The sequence below is a fragment of the Streptomyces sp. NPDC028331 genome (assembly GCF_055565775.1).
This window is the reverse complement of record NZ_JBVHTR010000023.1, coordinates 35,581-56,080: the sequence shown is the minus strand read 5'-3', so window position 1 is coordinate 56,080 and position 20,500 is coordinate 35,581. Positions and strand designations below refer to the sequence as shown.

Annotated in this window: 19 protein-coding genes; 7 read left to right on the top strand and 12 right to left on the bottom strand. The window is 71.0% G+C overall.

Translation table 11 applies throughout. The annotated features are described in order from the left end of the window. Positions 1-17: 17 nt before the first annotated feature. A complete protein-coding gene (locus ACZ4SW_RS28520; protein ID WP_468251352.1) occupies positions 18-749 on the top strand; it encodes a Mut7-C RNAse domain-containing protein in 732 nt (243 codons plus the stop codon). On the opposite strand, the gene ACZ4SW_RS28515 is transcribed toward ACZ4SW_RS28520, so the two are convergent. The 7 genes from ACZ4SW_RS28515 to mca form a co-directional block, all read right to left on the bottom strand. Further along, positions 746-3,169: a galactose oxidase-like domain-containing protein gene (locus ACZ4SW_RS28515; RefSeq protein WP_468251350.1), complete on the bottom strand. Its 2,424-nt coding sequence runs from the start codon at positions 3,167-3,169 to the stop codon at positions 746-748. The two genes, ACZ4SW_RS28520 and ACZ4SW_RS28515, sit on opposite strands and share 4 nt — an antisense overlap. Beyond that, complete coding sequence (locus tag ACZ4SW_RS28510; protein ID WP_468251348.1) at positions 3,166-4,368, bottom strand: glycosyltransferase; 1,203 nt, start codon at positions 4,366-4,368, stop codon at positions 3,166-3,168. The genes ACZ4SW_RS28515 and ACZ4SW_RS28510 overlap by 4 nt, the downstream gene beginning before the upstream one ends. Then, the gene (locus tag ACZ4SW_RS28505; RefSeq protein ID WP_468251346.1) at positions 4,365-6,008 is read right to left on the bottom strand and encodes an ArnT family glycosyltransferase; all 1,644 of its coding nucleotides are present in this window, start codon (positions 6,006-6,008) and stop codon (positions 4,365-4,367) included. The genes ACZ4SW_RS28510 and ACZ4SW_RS28505 overlap by 4 nt, the downstream gene beginning before the upstream one ends. Next, a complete protein-coding gene (locus ACZ4SW_RS28500; RefSeq protein WP_468251344.1) occupies positions 6,005-7,282 on the bottom strand; it encodes a glycosyltransferase in 1,278 nt (425 codons plus the stop codon). The genes ACZ4SW_RS28505 and ACZ4SW_RS28500 overlap by 4 nt, the downstream gene beginning before the upstream one ends. 207 nt (positions 7,283-7,489) lie before the next feature. Next, positions 7,490-9,538, bottom strand: coding sequence for a thioredoxin domain-containing protein (locus tag ACZ4SW_RS28495; protein WP_468251342.1), 2,049 nt, complete (start codon positions 9,536-9,538; stop codon positions 7,490-7,492). 181 nt (positions 9,539-9,719) lie between these two features. After that, positions 9,720-9,983, bottom strand: a complete 264-nt coding sequence (locus ACZ4SW_RS28490; protein WP_468251340.1) for a hypothetical protein — start codon at positions 9,981-9,983, stop codon at positions 9,720-9,722. 12 nt (positions 9,984-9,995) lie between these two features. Continuing rightward, positions 9,996-10,868: a mycothiol conjugate amidase Mca gene (gene mca, locus ACZ4SW_RS28485; RefSeq protein WP_468251338.1), complete on the bottom strand. Its 873-nt coding sequence runs from the start codon at positions 10,866-10,868 to the stop codon at positions 9,996-9,998. 156 nt (positions 10,869-11,024) lie between these two features. Between mca and ACZ4SW_RS28480 the strand changes: the two genes are divergently transcribed. After that, positions 11,025-11,423 (top strand): DUF4307 domain-containing protein, encoded by a 399-nt coding sequence (locus ACZ4SW_RS28480; RefSeq protein ID WP_468251337.1) that lies wholly within the window; start codon positions 11,025-11,027, stop codon positions 11,421-11,423. A 168-nt stretch (positions 11,424-11,591) separates the two neighbouring features. Then, entirely contained in the window at positions 11,592-12,089 is a 498-nt protein-coding gene (gene greA, locus ACZ4SW_RS28475) for a transcription elongation factor GreA (protein WP_468251335.1), read from the top strand. Between the two features lie 113 nt (positions 12,090-12,202). On the opposite strand, the gene ACZ4SW_RS28470 is transcribed toward greA, so the two are convergent. From ACZ4SW_RS28470 to ilvA, 3 genes are all read right to left on the bottom strand, one after another. Further along, positions 12,203-13,054 (bottom strand): ABC transporter permease, encoded by an 852-nt coding sequence (locus ACZ4SW_RS28470; protein WP_468251332.1) that lies wholly within the window; start codon positions 13,052-13,054, stop codon positions 12,203-12,205. Next, on the bottom strand, positions 13,051-14,061 hold the full coding sequence (locus ACZ4SW_RS28465; RefSeq protein ID WP_468251330.1) for an ATP-binding cassette domain-containing protein: 1,011 nt from the start codon (positions 14,059-14,061) through the stop codon (positions 13,051-13,053). Before ACZ4SW_RS28465 ends, ACZ4SW_RS28470 begins: the two co-directional genes overlap by 4 nt. 213 nt (positions 14,062-14,274) lie before the next feature. Further along, the gene (gene ilvA, locus ACZ4SW_RS28460) at positions 14,275-15,504 is read right to left on the bottom strand and encodes a threonine ammonia-lyase (protein ID WP_468251328.1); all 1,230 of its coding nucleotides are present in this window, start codon (positions 15,502-15,504) and stop codon (positions 14,275-14,277) included. A gap of 164 nt (positions 15,505-15,668) precedes the next feature. Here ilvA and ACZ4SW_RS28455 point away from each other — a divergent pair, with 164 nt between their 5' ends. From ACZ4SW_RS28455 to ACZ4SW_RS28445, 3 genes are all read left to right on the top strand, one after another. Further along, entirely contained in the window at positions 15,669-16,184 is a 516-nt protein-coding gene (locus tag ACZ4SW_RS28455) for a MarR family winged helix-turn-helix transcriptional regulator (protein ID WP_468251326.1), read from the top strand. A 195-nt stretch (positions 16,185-16,379) separates the two neighbouring features. Continuing rightward, positions 16,380-16,883 carry a sigma factor-like helix-turn-helix DNA-binding protein gene (locus ACZ4SW_RS28450; RefSeq protein ID WP_468251324.1) on the top strand — a complete coding sequence of 168 codons (504 nt, stop codon included), beginning with the start codon at positions 16,380-16,382 and terminating at the stop codon, positions 16,881-16,883. 88 nt (positions 16,884-16,971) lie between these two features. Then, the gene (locus ACZ4SW_RS28445; protein WP_468251322.1) at positions 16,972-17,220 is read left to right on the top strand and encodes a hypothetical protein; all 249 of its coding nucleotides are present in this window, start codon (positions 16,972-16,974) and stop codon (positions 17,218-17,220) included. 21 nt (positions 17,221-17,241) lie between these two features. Here the strand turns inward: ACZ4SW_RS28445 and ACZ4SW_RS28440 are convergent, their stop codons facing one another. Further along, complete coding sequence (locus ACZ4SW_RS28440; RefSeq protein WP_468251320.1) at positions 17,242-18,396, bottom strand: cystathionine gamma-synthase; 1,155 nt, start codon at positions 18,394-18,396, stop codon at positions 17,242-17,244. A 161-nt stretch (positions 18,397-18,557) separates the two neighbouring features. Here ACZ4SW_RS28440 and ACZ4SW_RS28435 point away from each other — a divergent pair, with 161 nt between their 5' ends. Next, on the top strand, positions 18,558-19,676 hold the full coding sequence (locus tag ACZ4SW_RS28435; protein WP_468251318.1) for a hypothetical protein: 1,119 nt from the start codon (positions 18,558-18,560) through the stop codon (positions 19,674-19,676). Positions 19,677-19,804: 128 nt separating this feature from the next. Here the strand turns inward: ACZ4SW_RS28435 and ACZ4SW_RS28430 are convergent, their stop codons facing one another. Beyond that, on the bottom strand, positions 19,805-20,410 hold the full coding sequence (locus ACZ4SW_RS28430; RefSeq protein ID WP_468251316.1) for a hypothetical protein: 606 nt from the start codon (positions 20,408-20,410) through the stop codon (positions 19,805-19,807). Positions 20,411-20,500 lie beyond the last annotated feature (90 nt).

Genomic DNA, 20,500 nt, shown 5'->3' with positions numbered 1-20,500 from the left:
CGTGCCATCCTGACCAGGTGAACGGACCCGAGATCCACATCGAGTTCGCCCCCGAGCTGGGGCTCTTCGTCCCGCACGCGCGGCGCGGTCGCCCCACGGAGGTCGTCACCGACGGGGCGTCCACGCTCGGTCACGTCGTCGAGTCGCTGGGTGTGCCGCTCACCGAGGTCGGGGCGCTCGTCGTGGACGGCCGTGCCGTGGCCGCGTCCCATGTGCCGGCCGCCGGGGAGACCGTCGAGGTGCGTCCCGTCGAGCGGCCCCAGCAGGTCCCCGGCGCCCCGCTCCGCTTCCTCCTCGACGTCCACCTGGGCACCCTGGCCCGCCGGCTGCGACTGCTCGGCGTGGACGCGGCGTACGAGTCCACGGACATCGGCGACGCGGCCCTCGCGGCCCGGTCCGCCGCCGAGCGCCGGGTGATGCTCAGCCGTGACCGGGGGCTGCTGCGCCGCCGCGAGCTGTGGGCGGGCGCGTTCGTCTACAGCACCCGGCCCGAGGAGCAACTGCGGGACGTCCTGGACCGGTTCGCACCCGAGCTGCGGCCGTGGACGCGCTGCACGGCCTGCAACGGGCTGCTCCGCGACGCGACCAAGGAGGAGGTCGCCGACCAGCTCGAACACGGCACCCGGCGGACGTACGACGTCTTCGCCCGCTGCCTCGACTGCGGCCGCGCGTACTGGAAGGGCGCGCACCACGACCAGTTGGAGGCGATCGTGGAGCGCGCCCTCGCGCAGGTGTCGAGCCCGGGCTAACGCCTCTTCATGTCACCCCTGGAACACGCCACCCCGTCCGCGTTCGGGTCCAGGCCCAGCGGGTCGTCCTTGCCGTTGACCTCCAGGCGGCCGTAGTCGTTCGCCTTCAGCCAGGCGCAGCGGGCGGCCGTCGTCTTCCTCACCTGCGGCGGGAACACCGTCGGCACGCATACGTTGACCGAGCCGTAGTGGCGGTCGCAGCCGGAGATCGTCGGGCTGACCTTCTGCGAGGTGCGCCTGGTGCCGGCGCCCGTCGTCTTCCCCTGAAGCGAGTCGGCGAAGGAGTGGACGTGGGGCGAGGCCACCTCCGCGGACAGGGCCGCCGGGCCCTGGAGGTGGACCCACTTGGCCACCGAGGGGACGCCGTTGGCGTCGACCGCGAAGAGCATGTACCAGCCGGGCGGGGCCAGGTCGGGGTTGCTCGTCACGTTCAGGTCGACGTTGTTGCCGTCCACCGACAGCGGCAGGTCCACGAACCGCTGGTTCGGGTCCGAGGAGTGGGTGACCGCCGCGGGCCGGATCAGCTCCGCCTTGGCGATGGGCCGGTCGACCGTGATGCGCTGCGTGGTGCCGTACGTCCACTCGTTGGTGATCACCGAGGTGATCGTCGGGCGGGTGCCCTTGAACAGGTACGGCGGCGAGTAGATCGACACGTTGTGGTTCCACGTGCCGTTGCCCGGGTTGTCGCCGGTCGCCATGATGCGGCCGTCCGGCAGCAGGAACGCGGAGGAGTGGTAGCCGCGCGACTCGGGGTCGGCGGCCACCGGGTCGAACGTGGAGGTGTTCGGGTCGAAGATCGACGACTCGTAGACCGGGTTGGCCCGGTTGTGCAGGGCACCGCCCGTCTCCAGCACCTTGCCGTCGGGCATCAGGACCGCCGAGACGTACATCTTGCCCTGGTTCCCGGTCTCCGCGACCTTGCCGTTGCCGAGGTCGACGGTGCCCTGCGGCAGCGGCGGCCCGGCGACGTAGGACGGGTTGGCCTGCTTGAGGTCGATGATGTCCGTCAGCCGGCCCGCGTCCGGGTTGGAGTCGATGTTGCCGCCGCCGATGGTGAGGACCCTCTGGTCCTGCGCCGGGGGCAGCAGCACGCTCGCCGACTGGTCGCGTTCGTCCTTGTTCTGCAGGCCCGGGACCTGCGTGATGGTGTTGGCGTGGTAGTCGTAGATCGCCGAGCCGGTGCCCGGGATGTTGTTGCCGAAGACGTGGCTGCCCGAGTAGAAGAGGCGGCCGTCCTGCATCAGGATCATCGACGGGTACAGGCCCCAGTACGACCAGGTCTGGTTGACCTTCCACAGCGGCTGCCACTGCTGGTCCTTGTCCGACCAGTACTCGGTGGTCACCGAACCCGTGGAGTCCTCGCGCAGCCCGCCGAACGAGATCACGTCACCGTTGCCGAGCTCGGTCGCCGACGGGTACCAGTGGCCGTCGTTGAGGTCGTTCGTCCTGGAGTACGTCTCCGTCTTGGGGTCGAAGATGTACGAGTCCTTGAACCCCTCGTAGCCGTGCCCGCCCGGAACCGGATACGCCTTGTTGCCGCTCAGCACCAGCACCCGCCCGTCCTGGAGCTGGATGTGCCCGGCGCAGAACATGTCCTTCGGGGTGGGGATCACCTTGTACGAGCCGTTCGTCGGGTCGTAGACGGCGCTGGTGAACGAGCCCGCCGCGAAGTTCTCCTCGCTGTTGCCGGAACCGGCGATCAGCAGCACCTTGCCGTTGTTCAGGACGACGGAGTGCATGGAGCGGACCGGGTTCTGCGTGGGCAGGACCGTCCAGCTTCCGTTGGCGCACTGGTCCGCCGTGCCGGTGCACTGCGGCGGCGGCAGCGGGTCGGCGACCTGCTCCATGGTGTAGTCGTCGGTGGTGACGGACCCGGTGCCGTACACCGACACACCCCAGGTGATCAGGTCGGTGCCGTCCGGGACCGCCGGGGTGCGCACGCTCGCCTGCGCCCAGGCGGAACTCATGTCGAGCGTCTTGAGGTCGGTCCAGTACTGCCAGCCCGCCGTCTTGTCGTGCCGGAACAGGGTGACCGAGGTGTCCGGGGTCGTCGACTTGTACCAGAGCGACAGGTCGTACTGCTTGCCCGGCGTCACCACCGGGGCGCAGCTCGCGGACTCGGTGATGAGCGCCTTGCGGTCGCCGCTCACGCGGCGGGTCAGCGCGACCTTCATGGCCTTGCCGCCCGAGTGGGCGTCACCGGTGGTGGTGAAGGTGAAGTCGTTGTCGCCCCAGCCGGACCTCTCCCAGCAGTACGGCATCCCGTCGGTGCCGTCGGTCTCGAAACCGGGGTTCTTGACGAGGTTGGCGGCCGAGGCGGGCTGCGGCGAGGTCAGGAGCAGGGCCGCGGTCAGGCCGGTCACGGCGAGCAGGGCGGTTCTGCGTCTGCGGGACGAGCGGAGTCTGCGGACGGTTCTCATACGGCTCTCCTTGCTGTGCGGCGTCCGGCCCGAGCCCCCCGGCCCCGGCGCGGCAGATAGACCAGCGCCTCGGTCCCCAAGAAGCGCAGAACGAAGGTCATGACCAGCGCGAGCGCGGTGGCGGGCAGTACGCCCACGCCGAACGTGCCGACCAGCAGCGCGATCAGCGGGATGCGCAGCACCAGGTCCGCGTTGGCGAGGAGCCCGAACCGGCCCGCCCGGTCCCACCAGCGGCGGTGCCGGCGCCGCTCGCGGAACAGCAGGTGCTCCATGAGCAGGAAGTTCCAGGCGACGCCGAGCTGGTTGGCGAGGATCTCCGCCGGCAGGTAGTGCATTCCGAGCCCGGTCAGCGCCCACAGGCCGACCAGGTTCGGTACGAAGCCGGACGCGCCGATCAGCCCGAAGGCGACCATGCGCGCGAGGGGCGAGGCGGTGCGCAGCCCCGCCAGGTGGCGCAGGAAGCGGAACCCCTCCTGCGCCGTCGACTTGGACTCCCCCGCGAACCGCTCCTGGAAGACGAACGGCACCTCGGCGACCTCACGCGGCCTGCCGCGCACCGCGAGTTCCAGGAGGATCTTGTAGCCGAGCGGCTGGAGGACCTCCGCGGTGACGGCGCTGCGGCGGATCGCGAAGAAGCCGCTCATCGGGTCGCTGATCCCGCGCAGCCTGCGCGGGAAGAGCGTCTTGGTCAGCCAGGTCGCGCCCCGGGAGACGGCGACGCGGTACCCGCCCGCGAGTCCGGCACGGCTGCCGCCCTCGAGGTAGCGGGAGGCGACCACGAGCCCGGCGTTCGCCCGCTCACCGGTGCCGATCAGCTCCGGGACCAGGGACGGCGGGTGCTGGAGGTCGCCGTCCATGACGACGATCCAGTCGGAGCCGGCCGCCTTCATGCCCTCGACGACGGCCCCGCCGAGCCCGCCGACCGGCTCCTCACGGTGCAGCACGGTGACCGGGAACGGGCAGTCCTGCGCCTCGCGGGCGATCACGTCGGGGGTGTCGTCGGTGGAGTCGTCCACGAAGACGACCTCGCACGGCAGCCGGGCGGGCACCGACTCGGTGATCCGGCGCAGCAGTTCGCGGATGTTCCCGGACTCGTTGAAGGTCGGGACGACGATGGTGACCGCACCGGGTTCGGCGACTTCCGCGGCCCGGACCGCCGGATCGCCCAGTTCGCCGGGGACGGTGGATTCGTGGCTCATCGGGCTCCTCCCTCGGCCCGGTCGATCCGGCGGATCTCGATCCGGTCCGGCCCGCTGCCGAAGGTGGCGACGGGTGTGGAGTGCTGGAGCGCGGCCCTGACGTTGGGCAGGTTCACCGCGTCGCGCCGCACCGTCGGGGAGGCGACCACGTAGTCGAGGTCGCGCCAGCCGCGCGGCATCGTCCTGGTCACGGCCGGGTCGAGGTCGGCCTTGTAGAACCAGACGACGCCGAGCCCGGGCCGGTACCCGGCGTGCACCAGGTCGAGCCAGAGGGCGTCGTCGACGAGGACCCGGGTGTCCTCCGGGTCGCTGACCTCGCTGCCGAGCCAGTGCGAGGCGGCCCGGTAGGGGGCGCCCGCGTCGGCGGTGACGGCGGTGCGGTCGCCGTCGTACCAGCGGGGCACGACATACGCCCCGGCGGCGGCCACGAGCAGCGCCGCCACGCCGTACCGCGCCCAGGTGACGTACGGCCTCTCGGACCCGCCGCGCCACCGGTGCAGCACCAGGTGGACGACGCTCGCCGTGGCGCCCGCCAGGACCAGTGCGAGGAACGGCAGCGCCTGGATGACGTACATCGCGGGCAGGTAACCGCTCGGCCGCATCGCGACCAGGGCCAGGACGGCGACGGCGAGCGCGGGCCCGGCGAGCGCCCGCGCGGTGACCGACCAGCGCCAGGTGAGCAGGATCAGCAGCGCCCCGGCGAGACCGCCGAGCGGCAGGACCCGGTCGTAGTAGAGCCAGGAGTGCAGGACGCCGTGGGAGCCGGAGCCCGGGTCGAGGATGAATCCGGAGCCGGCCCGGCTCATCTGGTAGCGGATGCCGTCCCACAGCGAGACATGGCCGGCGCCCGGCAGCAGCTCGCCCTTGAGGAGGGCGAAGAGCGGATACGACAGCCCGATCAGCGCGCACGCCGTGATCGCGCCGGTGAGCGCGAACTTCCGGGTGTCGCGGTGGCTGTGGCGCCACATGGTCAGGAAGACGGCGGGCAGGACGACCAGCATCGTCTCCTTGGTCAGGACGCCCGCGGCGGCGGCGAGGCCGGCGCCGAAGTGGTGCCAGAGGTGGCGGCTCGGGGACGCGGCCAGGGTGAACGCGAGGAGCGTCCACATCACCGCGATGTTGTCGAGGAAGATCTCCCGCTGGAGCACCACCGACAGCGGGGAGAGCCCGAAGAGCACCATGGCGAGCCCCGCGGCCCACATCGGCAGCCTCAGACGGCGGGCGAGGACGTACACCAGGACCGCGCTCACCGCACTGACCAGCAGCATCACGGACCGCATCGAGCCGACCGTCATCAGGCCGGCGTCGAGGCGGGCGGGGATCCAGGTGAGCAGGGCGATCTGGATCCAGCCGAGCGGCGGGTGGTCGTACCAGTACGTGTAGTGGGCCAGCCCGTGGCCGTTCTGCACGGCCCACGCCTGGGCGAGGTAGGTGCCCTCGTCGTCGCTGAGGGCCGGATAGTCGGCGATGTTCCAGCCCTGCACCGTCAGGATCACCGCGAGGAGCACCGCGCACAGCGCCAGATCCGGGCGGGAGCCGCGGAAACGGAACGCCGGGCCGGCGGCGGGGACGGCTTCGGGGACAGGTGTGCCCTGCGCGGGGACCTTGGAGCCGGTCACCGCGGGAAGAGTGGAGGTCACGCAGCAACGTCCTCTCGGGACTCGCGGATCACGCCCGCCGTGGTCAGGTGGGCGCCGACGTGGCTGGTCAGCTCCCAGTCGTTGCGGCCGCGCTGCTCGCGCCAGACGGCACGGATCGCGGCGCCGGCGAGGAGCACCTGGTAGAAGGGGCCGCCCAGGACGAGCTTCACGTAGTGGACGAAGCGCACGCGCAGCCCGTACTGCTTGCCGAAGTCGTGCAGCCCCACGACCTCGAAGACGAAGGTGACCGCCGCGGTGACCAGTGGCAGGAAGGTGAGGAAGGCGATGCCGACGGGCACGTCCAGGAAGAGGGCGATCGCGGCGTTGAGCGGGATGATGACGCCGGAGAAGGCCTGGAGGAACGGCGTCATGAGGGTGTAGCGGGCGAGCATCCGCCGCCCGAAGCCGGGCAACTGCTGCCAGTCCTTCTTGCGGTAGACCTGCAGGAAGCCCTGGTTCCAGCGGGTGCGCTGCTTGAGCAGCGACATCAGCGAGCCGGGGGTCTCCTCCCGGGTCACCATGTCGGAGTCGTAGGCGACGACGACCTTCTTGCCGACGCTGGAGAGCCTGACGCCCAGGTCGCAGTCCTCGGCGAGGCAGTTCGGGTCCCAGCCGTCGGCCTCCCTGAGCACGTCGGTCCGTACGAAGACGGTGTTGCCGCCGAGCGGGATGAACCCCTTCTGCGCGTGCAAGTGCAGCCGGGAGCGGAACCAGAAGAAGTACTCCAGGCAGTTGCGCAGGCTGTACCAGCTCGAGTGGAAGTTGATGAGCTGCACCCCGCCCTGGACGACGTCGGCGCCCGTGGTGCGGAACGCGTGGTCGACGTGGGCGAGCAGCTCCGGGTGGACCTGGTCCTCGGCGTCGAAGACTCCGACGACGTCGCCGCGGCAGTGCGGCAGCGCCGTGTTCATGGCCTTCGGCTTGTTCTTCTTCTCGTGGTGGTCGACGACGACACGGACCCGTGCGTCCCGGGCCGCGGCCCTGCGGGCGACCGCGGTGGTCTCGGGGTCGTCGTGTCCCACGATGACGATGATCTCGAAGTCGGTGTGGGTCGACTCGAGCAGCCGCTGGATCGTGTGGTCCAGCACGGCCTGCTCGTGTCTCGCGGGCAGCAGCAGCGAGAACGAGACGTGCTCCCCGCCGTCCGGGCTGCTGAACCGGGTGGAGGCGAGCACCTCGGGCGTACGCCACGCGTGCATCTGCCACCACAGAGTGAAGGCCGCCATCCAGAACAAGGCGAGTGAGACGACGGCAACGAAGACAGACGTCAGCAAAAAGATCCCCCCCCCCAGATCCCCAAACCCCCTGTCGCGACAGCGAGTTACTGCTGTCGCGTCACCATGGAGAGACTAGGAGGGAACTGTGAAGGCAGGGAGCTCTTCAGATAAATAGCTTGTTTCGGAACGGCCAGTTCCTTACGGGGATCTACAGGAACACCCGCTCAATCCGACCATCTGGCGCCAATCGCCCGATGGGGCGTTTCAGCCGCTCAGCGCGTTGCGGAGACGGTCCGGGTCGGTGGTCGGGACATCGCACGTGAAGTTACGGCAGACGTACGCGGTCGGCTCATCATCGACCAGAATCCGGTCAACCAGGAGCGGCAGCTCATCACTCCCCGGAGTGCCGAGCGCCACCACCGCCCCGGGCGCCGTGCCCAGCAGTGCCGTGCGGTGCAGGGTCCTTGTGGCGGGGTCGTCGAGCGCCGGACCGACGATCGCCACCTCGCGCGGCCCGTCCAGGAGCGCCTCGGCGACCGCGAGCCCCCACCCGATGAAGCGCGGCACCCGCGGCCCGAGCGCCTTGACAACGCCCAACGCCCGCTCGGCGGCGGCCCGGTGGGGTTCCGAACCGGTCTGGGCCGCGTACGACAGCAGGGCACCCGCGGCGCCGGTCCAGCCCGACGGGGTCGCGTTGTCGGTGGGGTCCTGGGGGCGGCGGATGAGCTGCTCGGCGTCCGCGGCGGTGTCGTAGAGCGCGCCGCTGCCGTCGGTGAACCGCGTGAGCACATGGTCGAGCAGGAAACCGGCGAACTCCAGCCACACCCCCTCGCCGGTGACGGAGGCGAGCGCCAGGAACCCCTCCGCGACGTCCGCGTAGTCCTCCAGCACGCCCGCGTTCGCGCCCGCCCGGCCGTCCTTCGACGTACGGGACAGACGGGCGTGCTCGTCCAGGTGCAGGCGTACGAGCAGGTCGGCGGCGCCGAGTGCGGCGTCCACGAGGTCGGGGCGGTCGAAGTACGCGCCGGTCTCGGCGAGCGCGGCGATCGCGAGGCCGTTCCAGGCGGCGACCACCTTGTCGTCACGGCCCGGGGCGGGGCGCTCGGCCCGCTTCCGGAAGAGGCGGCCCCGGATCGACTCGATCCGCCGGGCGTCGAACACGCCCTCCTGCTGCGGGAGTCGCAGGACGGAGGAACCGTGCTCGAACGTACCCTCCTCGGTCACCCCGAAGTACTGGGCGGCAAGTTCGGCGTCGTCGTCCCCCAGTGCCTCGCGAAGCTGCTGCGGGGTCCACACGTAGTAGGCGCCCTCCACGTGCCGACCCGTGCCGTCGTCGCTGTCGGCGTCGAGCGCGGAGGCGAACCCGCCCTCGGCGGTGCGCAGTTCCCGCACCATGAAGTCGGCGGTCTCCAGGGCGACCCGGCGGGCGAGGTCCGAGCCGGTGGCACGCCACAGATGCGCGTAGACACGGCACAGCAGGGCGTTGTCGTAGAGCATCTTCTCAAAGTGCGGAACCACCCACTCCCGGTCGACGGAGTAGCGGGCGAAACCGCCGCCGAGCTGGTCGTAGAGACCGCCTCGGGCCATGCGCTCACAGGTGTCCCGCGCCATCTGCAGGGCGCCCTCGGAACCGGTGCGGGCATGGTGGCGCAGCAGGAACTCGATGACCATGGACGGCGGGAACTTGGGCGCCCCGCCGAAGCCGCCGCGCTGCTCGTCGTACTCGCGGGTGAGTCCGAGGAGGGCCTGGGCGAGTTCCTCCTCGCCGGGTGTGCGGGTGTCGCCGTAGCTGATCTCGCGCTGGGCGAGGTCCCGCGCGATCTTCGCGGCGACCTCGGTCACCTCGTCCCGGCGATCGGCCCAGGCCTGCCGGACGCCTTCGAGGACCTGCCGGAAGGAGGGCATGCCGTGGCGGGGGGCGGGCGGGAAGTAGGTACCGAAGTAGAAGGGCTCGGCGTCGGGGGTGAGGAAGACGGTCATGGGCCAGCCGCCGTGGCCGGTGGCGGCCTGCACGGCCTCCATGTAGACGGCGTCGACGTCGGGCCGCTCCTCGCGGTCGACCTTGACGCTGACGAAGTGCTCGTTGAGGTAGTCGGCGGTGCGCCGGTCCTCGAAGGACTCGTGCGCCATGACGTGGCACCAGTGACAACTGCTGTACCCGACACTCAGCAGGACGGGCACGTTCCGCCTGCGGGCCTCGTCGAAGGCCTCGGCCGACCAGGGCCACCAGTCGACGGGGTTGTCGGCGTGCTGGAGCAGATACGGGGACGTCTCATGGGCCAGTCGGTTCACCGTTCCACTCTCCCACGGCATCGGGCGCCGCGGAGAAGAGCAGGCCCACCGGGCGGGCCTGGGGTGCTTTCCGCACCTACGACCCTTTTCCGGCCGTCACGACGACGCCGCCCGGCGGTGCCGAATCGGCCGAAACCGTTCGCGGCACCGCGGACCGCAAGCCCGTCCGAGCAGGGGAAGGGGGCGAAGGGCCGGAGGACCGTCAGCCCTGCTGGGCCTTCGGGGCCCCCTTCGCCGCGCCCGGGCCCTTCTTCCCGGCCTCCTCGCCGGAGGCGGACGGGTCCTCCTCGAAGGACACCTTCCCCATGTGCTTGTTCATGGACTTCATCAGTCCCCACACCGCCACTGCCATCACCGCGAAGACGATGAAGCCGAGGACGCCGGGGGTGACCTTGTTCTGATCGACCTCGGCCAGCGGCACGAGGTGCGTCACGGCCAGGCTCACGCTTGCGCTCATGTCAGGCATTGTCCCTCAGGGCTAGCGGATGCCTGCAAAGAGGTCGTCCTCCGGGAGCGACGTGTCCACGAGGGACTTCGCCAGCTCGTACTCCTCCGTCGGCCAGACCTGCTTCTGCAGGTCCAGCGGGACGCGGAACCAGCCGCCGTCGGGGTCGATCTGCGTGCGGTGCGCGATCAGCGCCTTGTCGCGGATCTCGAAGAAGTCCGCGCACGGGACGTGGGTGGTCAGCGTGCGCTCCGCGCGCTCGAACTCGTCCCACCGCTTCAGCCACTCCCCGTAGGGCGACTCCAGGCCCCGCTCGAGCATCGCCTTGTGCAGCGCCTCGGTGCGGGGACGGTTGAAGCCCTGGTTGTAGTACAGCTTGAGCGGCTGCCACGCCGGGCCGAACTCGCCCTCCGGGTACTTCTCGGTGTCCGCCGCGCCCTCGAACGCCACCATCGAGATCTTGTGGGTCATGATGTGGTCGGGGTGCGGATAGCCGCCGTTCTCGTCGTAGGTGGTGATCACCTGCGGGCGGAACGCGCGGATCCTGCGGACCAGCTCGCCGGCCGCCTTGTCGACGTCCTCCAGCGCGAAGCAGCCCTCCGGCAGCGGGGGCAGCGGGTCGCCCTCGGGCAGACCCGAGTCGACGAAGCCCAGCCACTCCTGCTTGACGCCGAGGATCTCCCGGGCCTCGTCCATCTCCTTCTTGCGTACCTCGTGGATGTGCTCCTCGATGTACTTGTCGCCCTGCAGCTTCGGGTTGAGGATGGAGCCGCGCTCCCCGCCCGTGCAGGTCACCACCAGCACGTCCACCCCCTCGGACACGTACTTCGCCATGGTGGCCGCCCCCTTGCTCGACTCGTCGTCGGGGTGGGCGTGCACGGCCATCAGTCGCAGTTGGTCAGTCAAGACTCGATCCTCGGTAAGTCGGCAAGTCGGCGCCCGGTGTGATGCGGCGCGATGGGCGGCTTCTATAGTGACCGAATCGTGGGGTGAAAAATTCCGGGTGCGGTCCCCGGACGTCCGTTTCGGGACATCCGTCCCGCCCCGGCCGAGAGGACGATCATGACTACGGTGAGCACGCGGCCGCCCGAGGGCCGCTACGGGCGCTCCGCGGACGAGCGCGCCGACCGGACACTCAAGATCGTCGGCAGTGTGCTGGGGGCGGCGCTGCTCGTGCTGGTCGGCTGGTTCGGGTACCACTACGTGGGCCAGAACAAGATCAGCGGCCAGGTCATCACGTTCGAGACCTCGCAGGACACGGTCAAGGCCCATCTCGAAGTACGCAAGGACGCGGACGCCGACGGCTACTGCACCCTGCGGTCCCAGGCTGCGGACGGCACCGAGGTGGGCCGCGCGGACTTCCGGTTCGGCGGGCACGCCACGCGGATCGACAAGGTCGTCACGCTGCGCACCACCGCGCCGGGGACGACGGCGGAGCTGCTGGGCTGTCACGCCGACTGACGTCACTCGTGTCGCGTAGGCGCTGACCTGCGGTGACGTAATTCTGATGGCTTATGTCCTCCCCCTTTCGCCGGTGAATTGTTAGGCTCGTGGTTTCGCCCACCCGTGAAGGAACATGCTTCTGGGTAGGGCGATGCTTTGTATTCCCAGTACCGACGAGGAGCACCTGTGACCCAGACCAGCGAGAACGTCACCTGGCTGACCCAGGAGGCGTACAACCAGCTCAAGGCCGAGCTGGAGTACCTTTCTGGTCCTGCGCGCACGGAGATCGCCGCCAAGATCGCGGCCGCGCGCGAGGAGGGCGACCTGCGTGAGAACGGCGGGTACCACGCGGCCAAGGAGGAGCAGGGCAAGCAGGAGCTCCGTGTGCGCCAGCTGACCCAGCTCCTGGAGAACGCCAAGGTCGGCGAGGCTCCGGCGGCCGAGGGCGTGGTGGCGCCGGGCATGGTCGTCACGATCGCCTTCGACGGTGACGAGGACGACACCCTGACCTTCCTGCTGGCCTCCCGCGAGTACGCGAGCGGGGACATCGAGACCTACTCGCCGCAGTCCCCGCTGGGCACGGGCGTGAACGGCAAGAAGGTCGGCGAGGACGCCGAGTACGAACTGCCGAACGGCAAGAAGGCCATGGTGAAGATCCTCAAGGCCGAGCCCTACCAGGGCTGAGCCCTCCCGACGCTCCGCGGCCCCAGGGCGCCTCCTGTGCGCCCCTGGGGCCGCGTCGCGTTCGGGCGGCGTCGCGGCGGGCCTCCGGCCTCGCCGCGGGGCTCACCGCCGTGTCACGCCGTCGCGCTGCGGTACTTGCGGACCGCCAGTGTGCGGAAGAGCAGGATGATCGCGACCGACCAGATCAGCGAGGCCCACACGGGGTGCTGCATGGGCCAGGCGTCGGGCGTCCGGAAGCCCGGGGGAAGGTTGCCGAACAGCTCACGGCACGCCTGCACGGTGGCGCTGAACGGGTTCCACTCCGCGATGTGCCGCAGGAAGGACGGCATCTGGTTGGCGTCCACGAACGCGTTCGAGATGAAGGTCAGCGGAAACAGCCAGATCAGGCCGCCCGAGGTCGCCGCTTCCGGGGTGCGCACGGAGAGGCCGATGAGCGCGCCGATCCACGAGAACGCGTACCCGAGCAGCAGGAGCAGACCGAATCCGACGAGCACCTTGCCGAAGTTCTCGTGCGTGCGCCATCCGACGATCAGGGCGACGACCGCCAGGACGACGAGGGTGAGCGCCGTCTGCACCAGGTCGGCGATGGTACGGCCGGTCAGCACCGCGCCGCGTGCCATCGGCAGGGAGCGGAAGCGGTCGATGAGGCCCTTGTGCATGTCGTCGGCGATGCCCGCGCCCGCGCCCGCCGTGGCGAACGTGACGGTCTGGGCGAAGATGCCGGCCATCAGGAACTCGCGGTAGGCCTGGGTGGAGCTGGACGAGCCGACCTGGATCGAGCCGCCGAACACGTAGGTGAACAGCACCACGAACATGATGGGCTGGATCAGCCCGAAGATGAGCATCTCGGGAATGCGGCCCATGCGGATCAGGTTCCGCTGGGCGACGACCAGGGAGTCGCGGACGGACTGGGTGACGCGGTTGGCGGGCGCCGCGACGGGCACGGTGTCGGTTCCGGCAGTCACTTGGCGGTCTCCTTCGTGCGCTTGCGGGCCTTGGGTTTCCCGGCGGCCCCGTCGTCCTCGGGCTTCTCCTCGGCGGCGTGGCCGGTCAGGGACAGGAACACGTCGTCGAGGGTGGGGCGGCGCAGCCCTATGTCGTCCATCTCGATGCCGCGGCCGTCCAGCTCGCGGATGATCTCGGCGAGGAGCTTGGCGCCGCCGGTGACCGGGACCGTGAGCTTGCGGGTGTGCTCCTCGACGGTGGTGTCGCCCTTGCCGAAGCGGCTCAGCACCTCGGCGGCGGTCGCGATGTACTCGCGCTCGTGCACGACGATCTCGACGCGCTCACCGCCCGTTCGCGCCTTGAGCTGGTCGGAGGTGCCGCGGGCGATGACGCGGCCGTGGTCGACGACGGCGATGTCGTGCGCCAGGTGGTCGGCCTCTTCGAGGTACTGGGTGGTCAGCAGCAGCGTCGTACCGCCGGCGACGAGCTGTTTGATGACCTCCCAGAGCTGCTGGCGGTTGCGCGGGTCGAGGCCCGTCGTCGGCTCGTCCATGAACATCACGGGCGGCCGGACCACCAGGGCGGCGGCGAGGTCGAGACGGCGGCGCATACCGCCGGAGTAGGTCTTGGCGGGGCGGTCGGCGGCGTCCGTGAGGTGAAACTGCTCCAGCAGCTCGGCCGCCCGCTGCTTCGCCGCCCTGCCCCGCATCTGGTAGAGCCGGCCCACCATCTGGAGGTTCTCCCGGCCGGTGAGGTACTCGTCGACCGCGGCGAACTGCCCGGACAGACCGACCGAGCGGCGCACCGCGTCCGGGTCCTTCAGTACGTCGATGCCTGCGACGAGCGCCCGGCCGCTGTCGGGGCGCAGCAGGGTCGTCAGGCAGCGGACCGCGGTGGTCTTGCCCGCGCCGTTCGGGCCGAGGAGGCCGAGCACGGTGCCCTGCGGGACGTCGAGGTCGACGCCGTCCAGAGCCCTTACGTCTCCGAAGGTCTTGACCAGGCCTTCGGCATGGATGGCGCCTGGCATATGAGTTCTCCACGTCGTCGGGGAAGAGCGAGCCGTCCGGGGACGGGCAAGCGTCGGGGACAGGCAAACGTCGGGACAGGGGATATCGCAAAGTACGCGCAAAGCGCGATGATGGCGAGACCGCCACAAGGTGACGAGCCACACACACCATAACGCGATGTATCGCGTAGCTCAACGGATTTCCGCCCGACCGCTCCGACACCGCGCCCGACCTCAGCCGATGACGGTGTAACCCGCCTCCCGCAGCGCCCGTCCCACCTCCACGCAGTGCTCCGGCCCCTTCGTCTCCAGGTGCAGCTCGACCTCCGCCTCCGTGAGCCCGAGCCGGGGGTCGGTCCGCACGTGGCTCACGTCGAGGACGTTGGCGTCCACCGCCGACGTCACCCCGAGAAGGGTGGCCAGGGCGCCCGGGCGGTCGGTCAGCCGCAGCCGTACGGCCAGGTAACGGCCCTGCGCGGCCATGCCGTGCCGCAGGATGCGCTGCAGGAGCACCGGGTCGACGTTGCCGCCGGACAGCACCGCGACCACCGGGCCCTCGAAGGCGCCCGGGTCGCTGAGCAGCGCCGCGACGGGGCTCGCGCCGGCCGGCTCGACGACCAGCTTGGCCCGCTCCATGCACAGCAGCACCGCGGCCGACAGCGCGTCCTCGGACACCGTACGGACCTCGTCGACCAGGTCGCGGACGATGCGGAACGGCACGTCCCCTGGTCGCCCCACCCTGATGCCGTCGGCCATCGTCGCCGCGCTGACGACCGGCACCGGACGCCCGGCCGCCAGCGAGGGCGGATACGCGGCCGCGCCCTCCGCCTGCACGCCCACCACCCGCACCTCGGGGCGCACCGCCTTGACCACGGTCGCGATGCCCGCGAGCAGCCCGCCGCCGCCGGTGCCGACGACGATCGTGCGCACATCGGGGCACTGCTCCAGGATCTCCAGGCCCACGGTGCCCTGCCCCGCGATGATGTCCGGGTGGTCGAACGGGTGGATGAACACAGCGCCCGTCTCGGCCGCGTACTCCTGCGCGGCGGCCAGCGTCTCGTCCACCACCTGGCCGTGCAGCCGTACGTCCGCGCCGTACTCGCGGGTCGCGCTGATCTTCGGCAGCGGGGCGCCCCTCGGCATGAAGACCGTGGAGTGCACACCGAGCAGCGCGGAGGCGAGCGCCACGCCCTGCGCGTGGTTGCCCGCGCTCGCGGCGACGACGCCCGCGGCACGCTCCTCGGGCAGCAGCCCCGCGATGCGCACGTACGCGCCGCGCAGCTTGAACGACCCGGTCCGCTGGAGGTTCTCGCACTTCAGGTGCACCGGGGCACCGACCAGCTGGGACAGGTGCCTGCTGCCCTCCATGGCGGTGACACGTGCGACGCCCGAGAGCATCTTCTGGGCGCCTCGGACGTCGTCCGGCGTCACCGTCGGCAAGGAGTCGGCCGTGCTGTAGCTCATGACCACCAGTCTCGCAGTTCACGCTCGTCCACAGCGGCCCCGACCACGCCTCGGAACGGGTTTGCACAGCCCTGGTACACCTTGCGCCCCGGCCGCGTACCCTGTCCCCCAACCCAGCTCCCCACGCACGAAGTGAGCCCCCGGCGATGCCCACAACACCTGAAATGTCGATGGACATGCCCGATATGAGCGCTGTCGGTGACCCCGGTCTTCTGGACACGCTGCAGCACGAGGTAGCCGTGTTCGCACGCCGTGCCGAGCAGACGCGGCTCGGCGGGGTCGGGCAGGTGCGCAACTCCATGGACCGTGCCGCGTACCTGCTGCTCAACCGCCTCGACAAGGAAGGTCCCATGGGCGTCAAGGCGCTCGCCGCGAGCATGGGCATCGACTCCTCGACGGTCACCCGGCAGGTCGCCCCCCTGGTCGACACCGGTCTGGTCAAGCGCACCTCGCACCCGGAGGACGGACGCGCGGTGGTCCTCCAGCTCTCCCCGCGCGGGCTGTCCCGGCTCGAGGAGGTACGTTCCTCCAGGCGCCAGCTCATGGCCGAACTGACGCACGACTGGGCACCTGAGGAGCGCGAGACGTTCACCGCGCTCCTCACCCGCTTCAACGTCGCGCTGTCCGCCCGGCAGGCCACGCAGGGGATCACCGGACCGGAGTCCCAACCCGCGTCCTGAGCCCGGCACCCGTACGCCGTGACGCCGACACACGCGCGTACGGTGCTCCCCGGCTCTTGACCCGGGGGGCGCCGCCGGTCTCCCATGAGAGCGGGTCCCTCTCGTCCGTACGCCGTCCGGACCGCCGCACGCCCTTGACGCCGTACGCGGACGACGGGTCCCGCCGCTCACGGTCACCCTCAGGCGGGAGGCGCGGTGCGAGAACGGCATGCGTCCCCCGGCGCCCGCCGGGCCCGGGACTTCGAGGCGTTCGTCGCGGGCGCCGCCGGGCGGCTGCTGCACACCGCGACCCTGCTCACCGCCGAGGCCCCGGACGACAACCCGCGCGCACGGCGCCTGCTGACGCTGGCCCTCGCCCAGACCTACGCCTCCTGGGACCGGCTGCGCGGCGAGGACCCCTATGACCGCGCACGCCAGCACCTGGCCACCCGCTTCGCACGCGAGGCGTGGCACCGGTACGGGGCGCTCGGCCGGCACCGGCCGGCCCCGGGCAGCCCGCTGGTGCACCTGTCGCCGCAGGAACGGCTGATCCTCGTCCTGAGGATGTACGAGGGGGTCGCCGAGGAACAGACGGCGGCGCTGCTCGGCCTGCCCGTCGAGCGGGTGCGGGCGATCTGCGCCCGGGCGACGGCGGCACTGCTGCATCCCCCGCGCAAGAGGGCACCGGTGATACCGGCGGCGAAGGTGGCGCCGTCGTGACCGGGCCGCACCGGGACGCACCCGGCCCCGGGACCGGCGCGCACCGCGGGACCGTCCTCCCCGGGCCGTACGCGACAGGGGGTGCCCGGTGAACCTGTCGGAACGCGAGGCGGCCGTGCGGCGGATGCTGGAGCGGACGCCGCCACCGGTACCGCCGGACCTGTACGCGGACGTCGTACGGCGCGGCGGCCGGATGCTGCGCCGCCGCAGGGTCGCCCTGCGGCTGCTGTGGCTGGCCGTGGCGGCCGCGGCGCTCGCCTTCGTGATCTGGGCGTCGGTCGCGCGTCCCTGGGTGGAGCCGCCCTCGACGACGACTCCACCGATCAGCGACTGGTGAGGCCGCGGGTCGGGCCGCGCCTCAGCCGAGGGCCTGCTTCAGGTCCTCCAGGAGGTCGTCGACGTTCTCGATGCCCACGGAGAGCCGGACCAGGTCGCCGGGGACCTCCAGGGCCGAGCCGGCCGCGGACGCGTGCGTCATGCGCCCCGGGTGCTCGATCAGGGACTCGACACCGCCGAGGGACTCGCCGAGCGTGAAGACCTTGGCCCGGTTGCAGACCTCGACGGCCGCCTCCTCGCCGCCCTCCACCCGGAAGGACACCATGCCGCCGAACGCCTTCATCTGCTTCGCGGCCACCTCGTGACCGGGGTGCTCCGGCAGGCCCGGGTACAGGACGCGCGTCACGCGCGCGTGCCGGCTGAGCATGTCGGCGATCTTGGTGGCGTTCTCGCTGTGCCGGTCCATGCGGACGGCGAGCGTCTTCGTGCCGCGCAGCACCAGCCAGGAGTCGAACGGGCCGGCGACCGCGCCCATCGCGTTCTGGTGGTACGCCAGCTCCTCGCCGAGCTCCTGGTCGTTCACGATCAGCGCCCCGCCGACGACGTCGGAGTGGCCGCCCATGTACTTGGTCAGGGAGTGCACGACGACGTCCGCGCCGAGCGCGAGCGGCTGCTGGAGGTACGGCGTCGCGAACGTGTTGTCGACGACGAGCCGGGCGCCCGCGTCACGGGCGATCTGAGCGACGGCGGCGATGTCGGTGATGCCGAGCAGCGGGTTGGAGGGGGTCTCCACCCACACGGCCTTCGTCCTCGGCGTGAGGGCGGCCCGCACGGCGGCCGGATCGCCGGTGTCGGCCACCGACCATTCCACGCCCCACCGCGAGACGACCTTGGCGAACAGGCGGAACGTACCGCCATAGGCGTCGTTCGGGATCACCACGTGGTCGCCGGGGGCAAGCAGCGTGCGCAGCAGGCAGTCCTCGGCCGCCAGTCCGGAGGCGAACGCGAGGCCTCGCCGGCCGCCCTCCAGGGCGGCGAGGTTCTCCTCCAGGGCGGTGCGGGTGGGGTTGGCGCTGCGGCTGTACTCGTAGCCGCCGCGCAGCCCGCCGACGCCGTCCTGCTTGTAGGTGGAGACCTGGTAGATCGGCGGGACGACCGCGCCCGTGAGGGGGTCGGCGGTGTTCCCCGCGTGAATCGCGAGGGTCTCGAAGTGCTGACTGATGTGCCTGTCGCTCATGTGCTCCGAGGGTAGTGCGCCCGCGGCCCGGACGACGGATCGCGGGGCCGGACCCCACGGAGCGGGTCGGCGGCGCCCCGGGTGAGAAGCCGGGCGGGGGTTTTCCACAGGCGTGGCGGCCAGGTTGGCCAAGTGTCGGACCGGTCTGGTTCGCTTGGCCCATGGTGATTCTCTGGGTCCTGATGGCGCTGGCTCTGTTCAGCATGGTCCTGCTCCCCGTCCTCATGCGCAGGCGTGCGGGCATCCAGCAGGTCTCGCCGGGCGACCCGGACGCCGCGGACCCGGCGAACTACGGGTTCCTACGCCAGGAGGAGCTGGACGTCCGCATGCCCGGTCCCGACCAGGACCTGCTGGACGTCCTGGACGTGGTGCAGCACACGCAGGACTACCGCGCGGCCGCGCAGCTCCTGGCCGGCACGGAGGCGGAGGGCGAGACGCGCTGGCAGCGCGTGCAGGCGTTCGCGGGCGCCGCGTCCCTGGAGCTGCAGCAGCGGCCCGGCGGAGTGAGCGAGACGCCGGGCGGTCAGTGGCTGCGGGTTTGGCGCGCCGAGGCGCCCAAGGACGCGGGAGGCGCGGCCGTGCACGCCGAGTTCCTGGTCCAGCAGGCGTGGCGCACGTCGACGCCGGGGACGGACGAGTTCCGGATCATCATGGAGGAGGCCAGGTCCGCGTGCGCGGAGGCGGCGCTGCTGGCCCCCGGCGACCCGGTCCCGTACATCGTCGAGCTCTCCGTGGCGCGCGGACTCGGCTATCCGCAGCCCGAGTTCGAGCGGCTGTGGCTGAAGATCCTGGACCGCGCGCCCACGCACATGGGGGCGCACCTGGCGGCACTGCACTACTGGTGCGAGAAGTGGCACGGCTCGCGCGAGCTGGCCTACTCCTTCGCGGAGGCGGCCGCCGCCCGCGCCCCGCAGGGCTCGCTCCTCGCGGCCATGCCCCTGTTCGCGGTCTTCGAGCACCTCCCCGAGGTGAACCTGGTCCGCAGCTTCTACCAGAGCGAGACCGTGACGAAGGCCATCCACGGCGCGCTGCACGCGGTGCACTCGGCCCGCCCCGACGATCCGATGCTGGCGCACGTCCGCCATCTGCTGGTGTTCTTCCTGGTCCGCAGCGAGCGCTGGGCCGAGGCGATGGCCCAACTCGTCCATGTCGACGGCCACGTGGGCGCGCTGCCCTGGACCCTGACCTCCGACCCGGCGGCGGACTACGCGGTGTACCGGGCGCTGGCGGTCGCGGGATTCGAGGCGAACGGGGGCACCCCGGCGACGCTGCCGCGCTGACCGGGCCGGGCGGGACGGCACGCGACCCGGTCCGGGCGCCGGGATGACGGTGCGAGCACCCCTTGCGTGGCTGAGGGGCGTCCGACGCGCTCGTCGCGTGCCGGACGCCCCTCAGGTGGTGGGAACCGTCAGCCGTTCGTCGCGCCCGGAGTCGGGGCGTGCTGCTCGGTCCACGACCCGTTGCAGGTCAGGATGGGGTGGATCGGCGCCGTCGGGGAGACCCCTTCGGTGCAGGTCGTCTCGAACACGCGCCCGTTCGTGGTCACCACGTCGATCTCGATGGTGTGGTCCGTCTCGGTGCTGTTCTCGGGGATGGCCACGCCGCAGGCGTTCGCGGGGTAGCCGGGCAGTCCGCTGAGGTCCGTCCACAGGAAGCCCGGCACGAGCGGGTTGGCCACGCTGACGTCCCGAATTCCCACGTAGGTCTTGCCACCGGTCAGAACGGCCCTGAGTTCGAACGACGTGTTGAACTGGGCGGCGTCGATGTCCGCACAGGCGGCCGTGGTCGATGGCCTGGCCGTACCGCTCGGGTCGCACTTGCCGTCGCGGTGGCCGCCGTTACCGCCACCGCCACCGCCACCGTGCGGGTCGCACGGCTGCTGTACGGTGACGCCCCCGTGAGCCGTCATGGTCTGTGCCACGGCAGCGGCGGGCGTGACCATTCCGACCGTCACCGCCAGCGCGATCGAGGCGAGCTTGCCGACCTTCTTGGCTGTCCTGAGCTCAGGACTCATATGTGTGCTCCTTGTTCCAGGCGTGTCGGGCGATTCCCCGAATCCGGTGTGAGCCTTACCCGCCGAAGCGGGACTTTTAGCCACAACCAG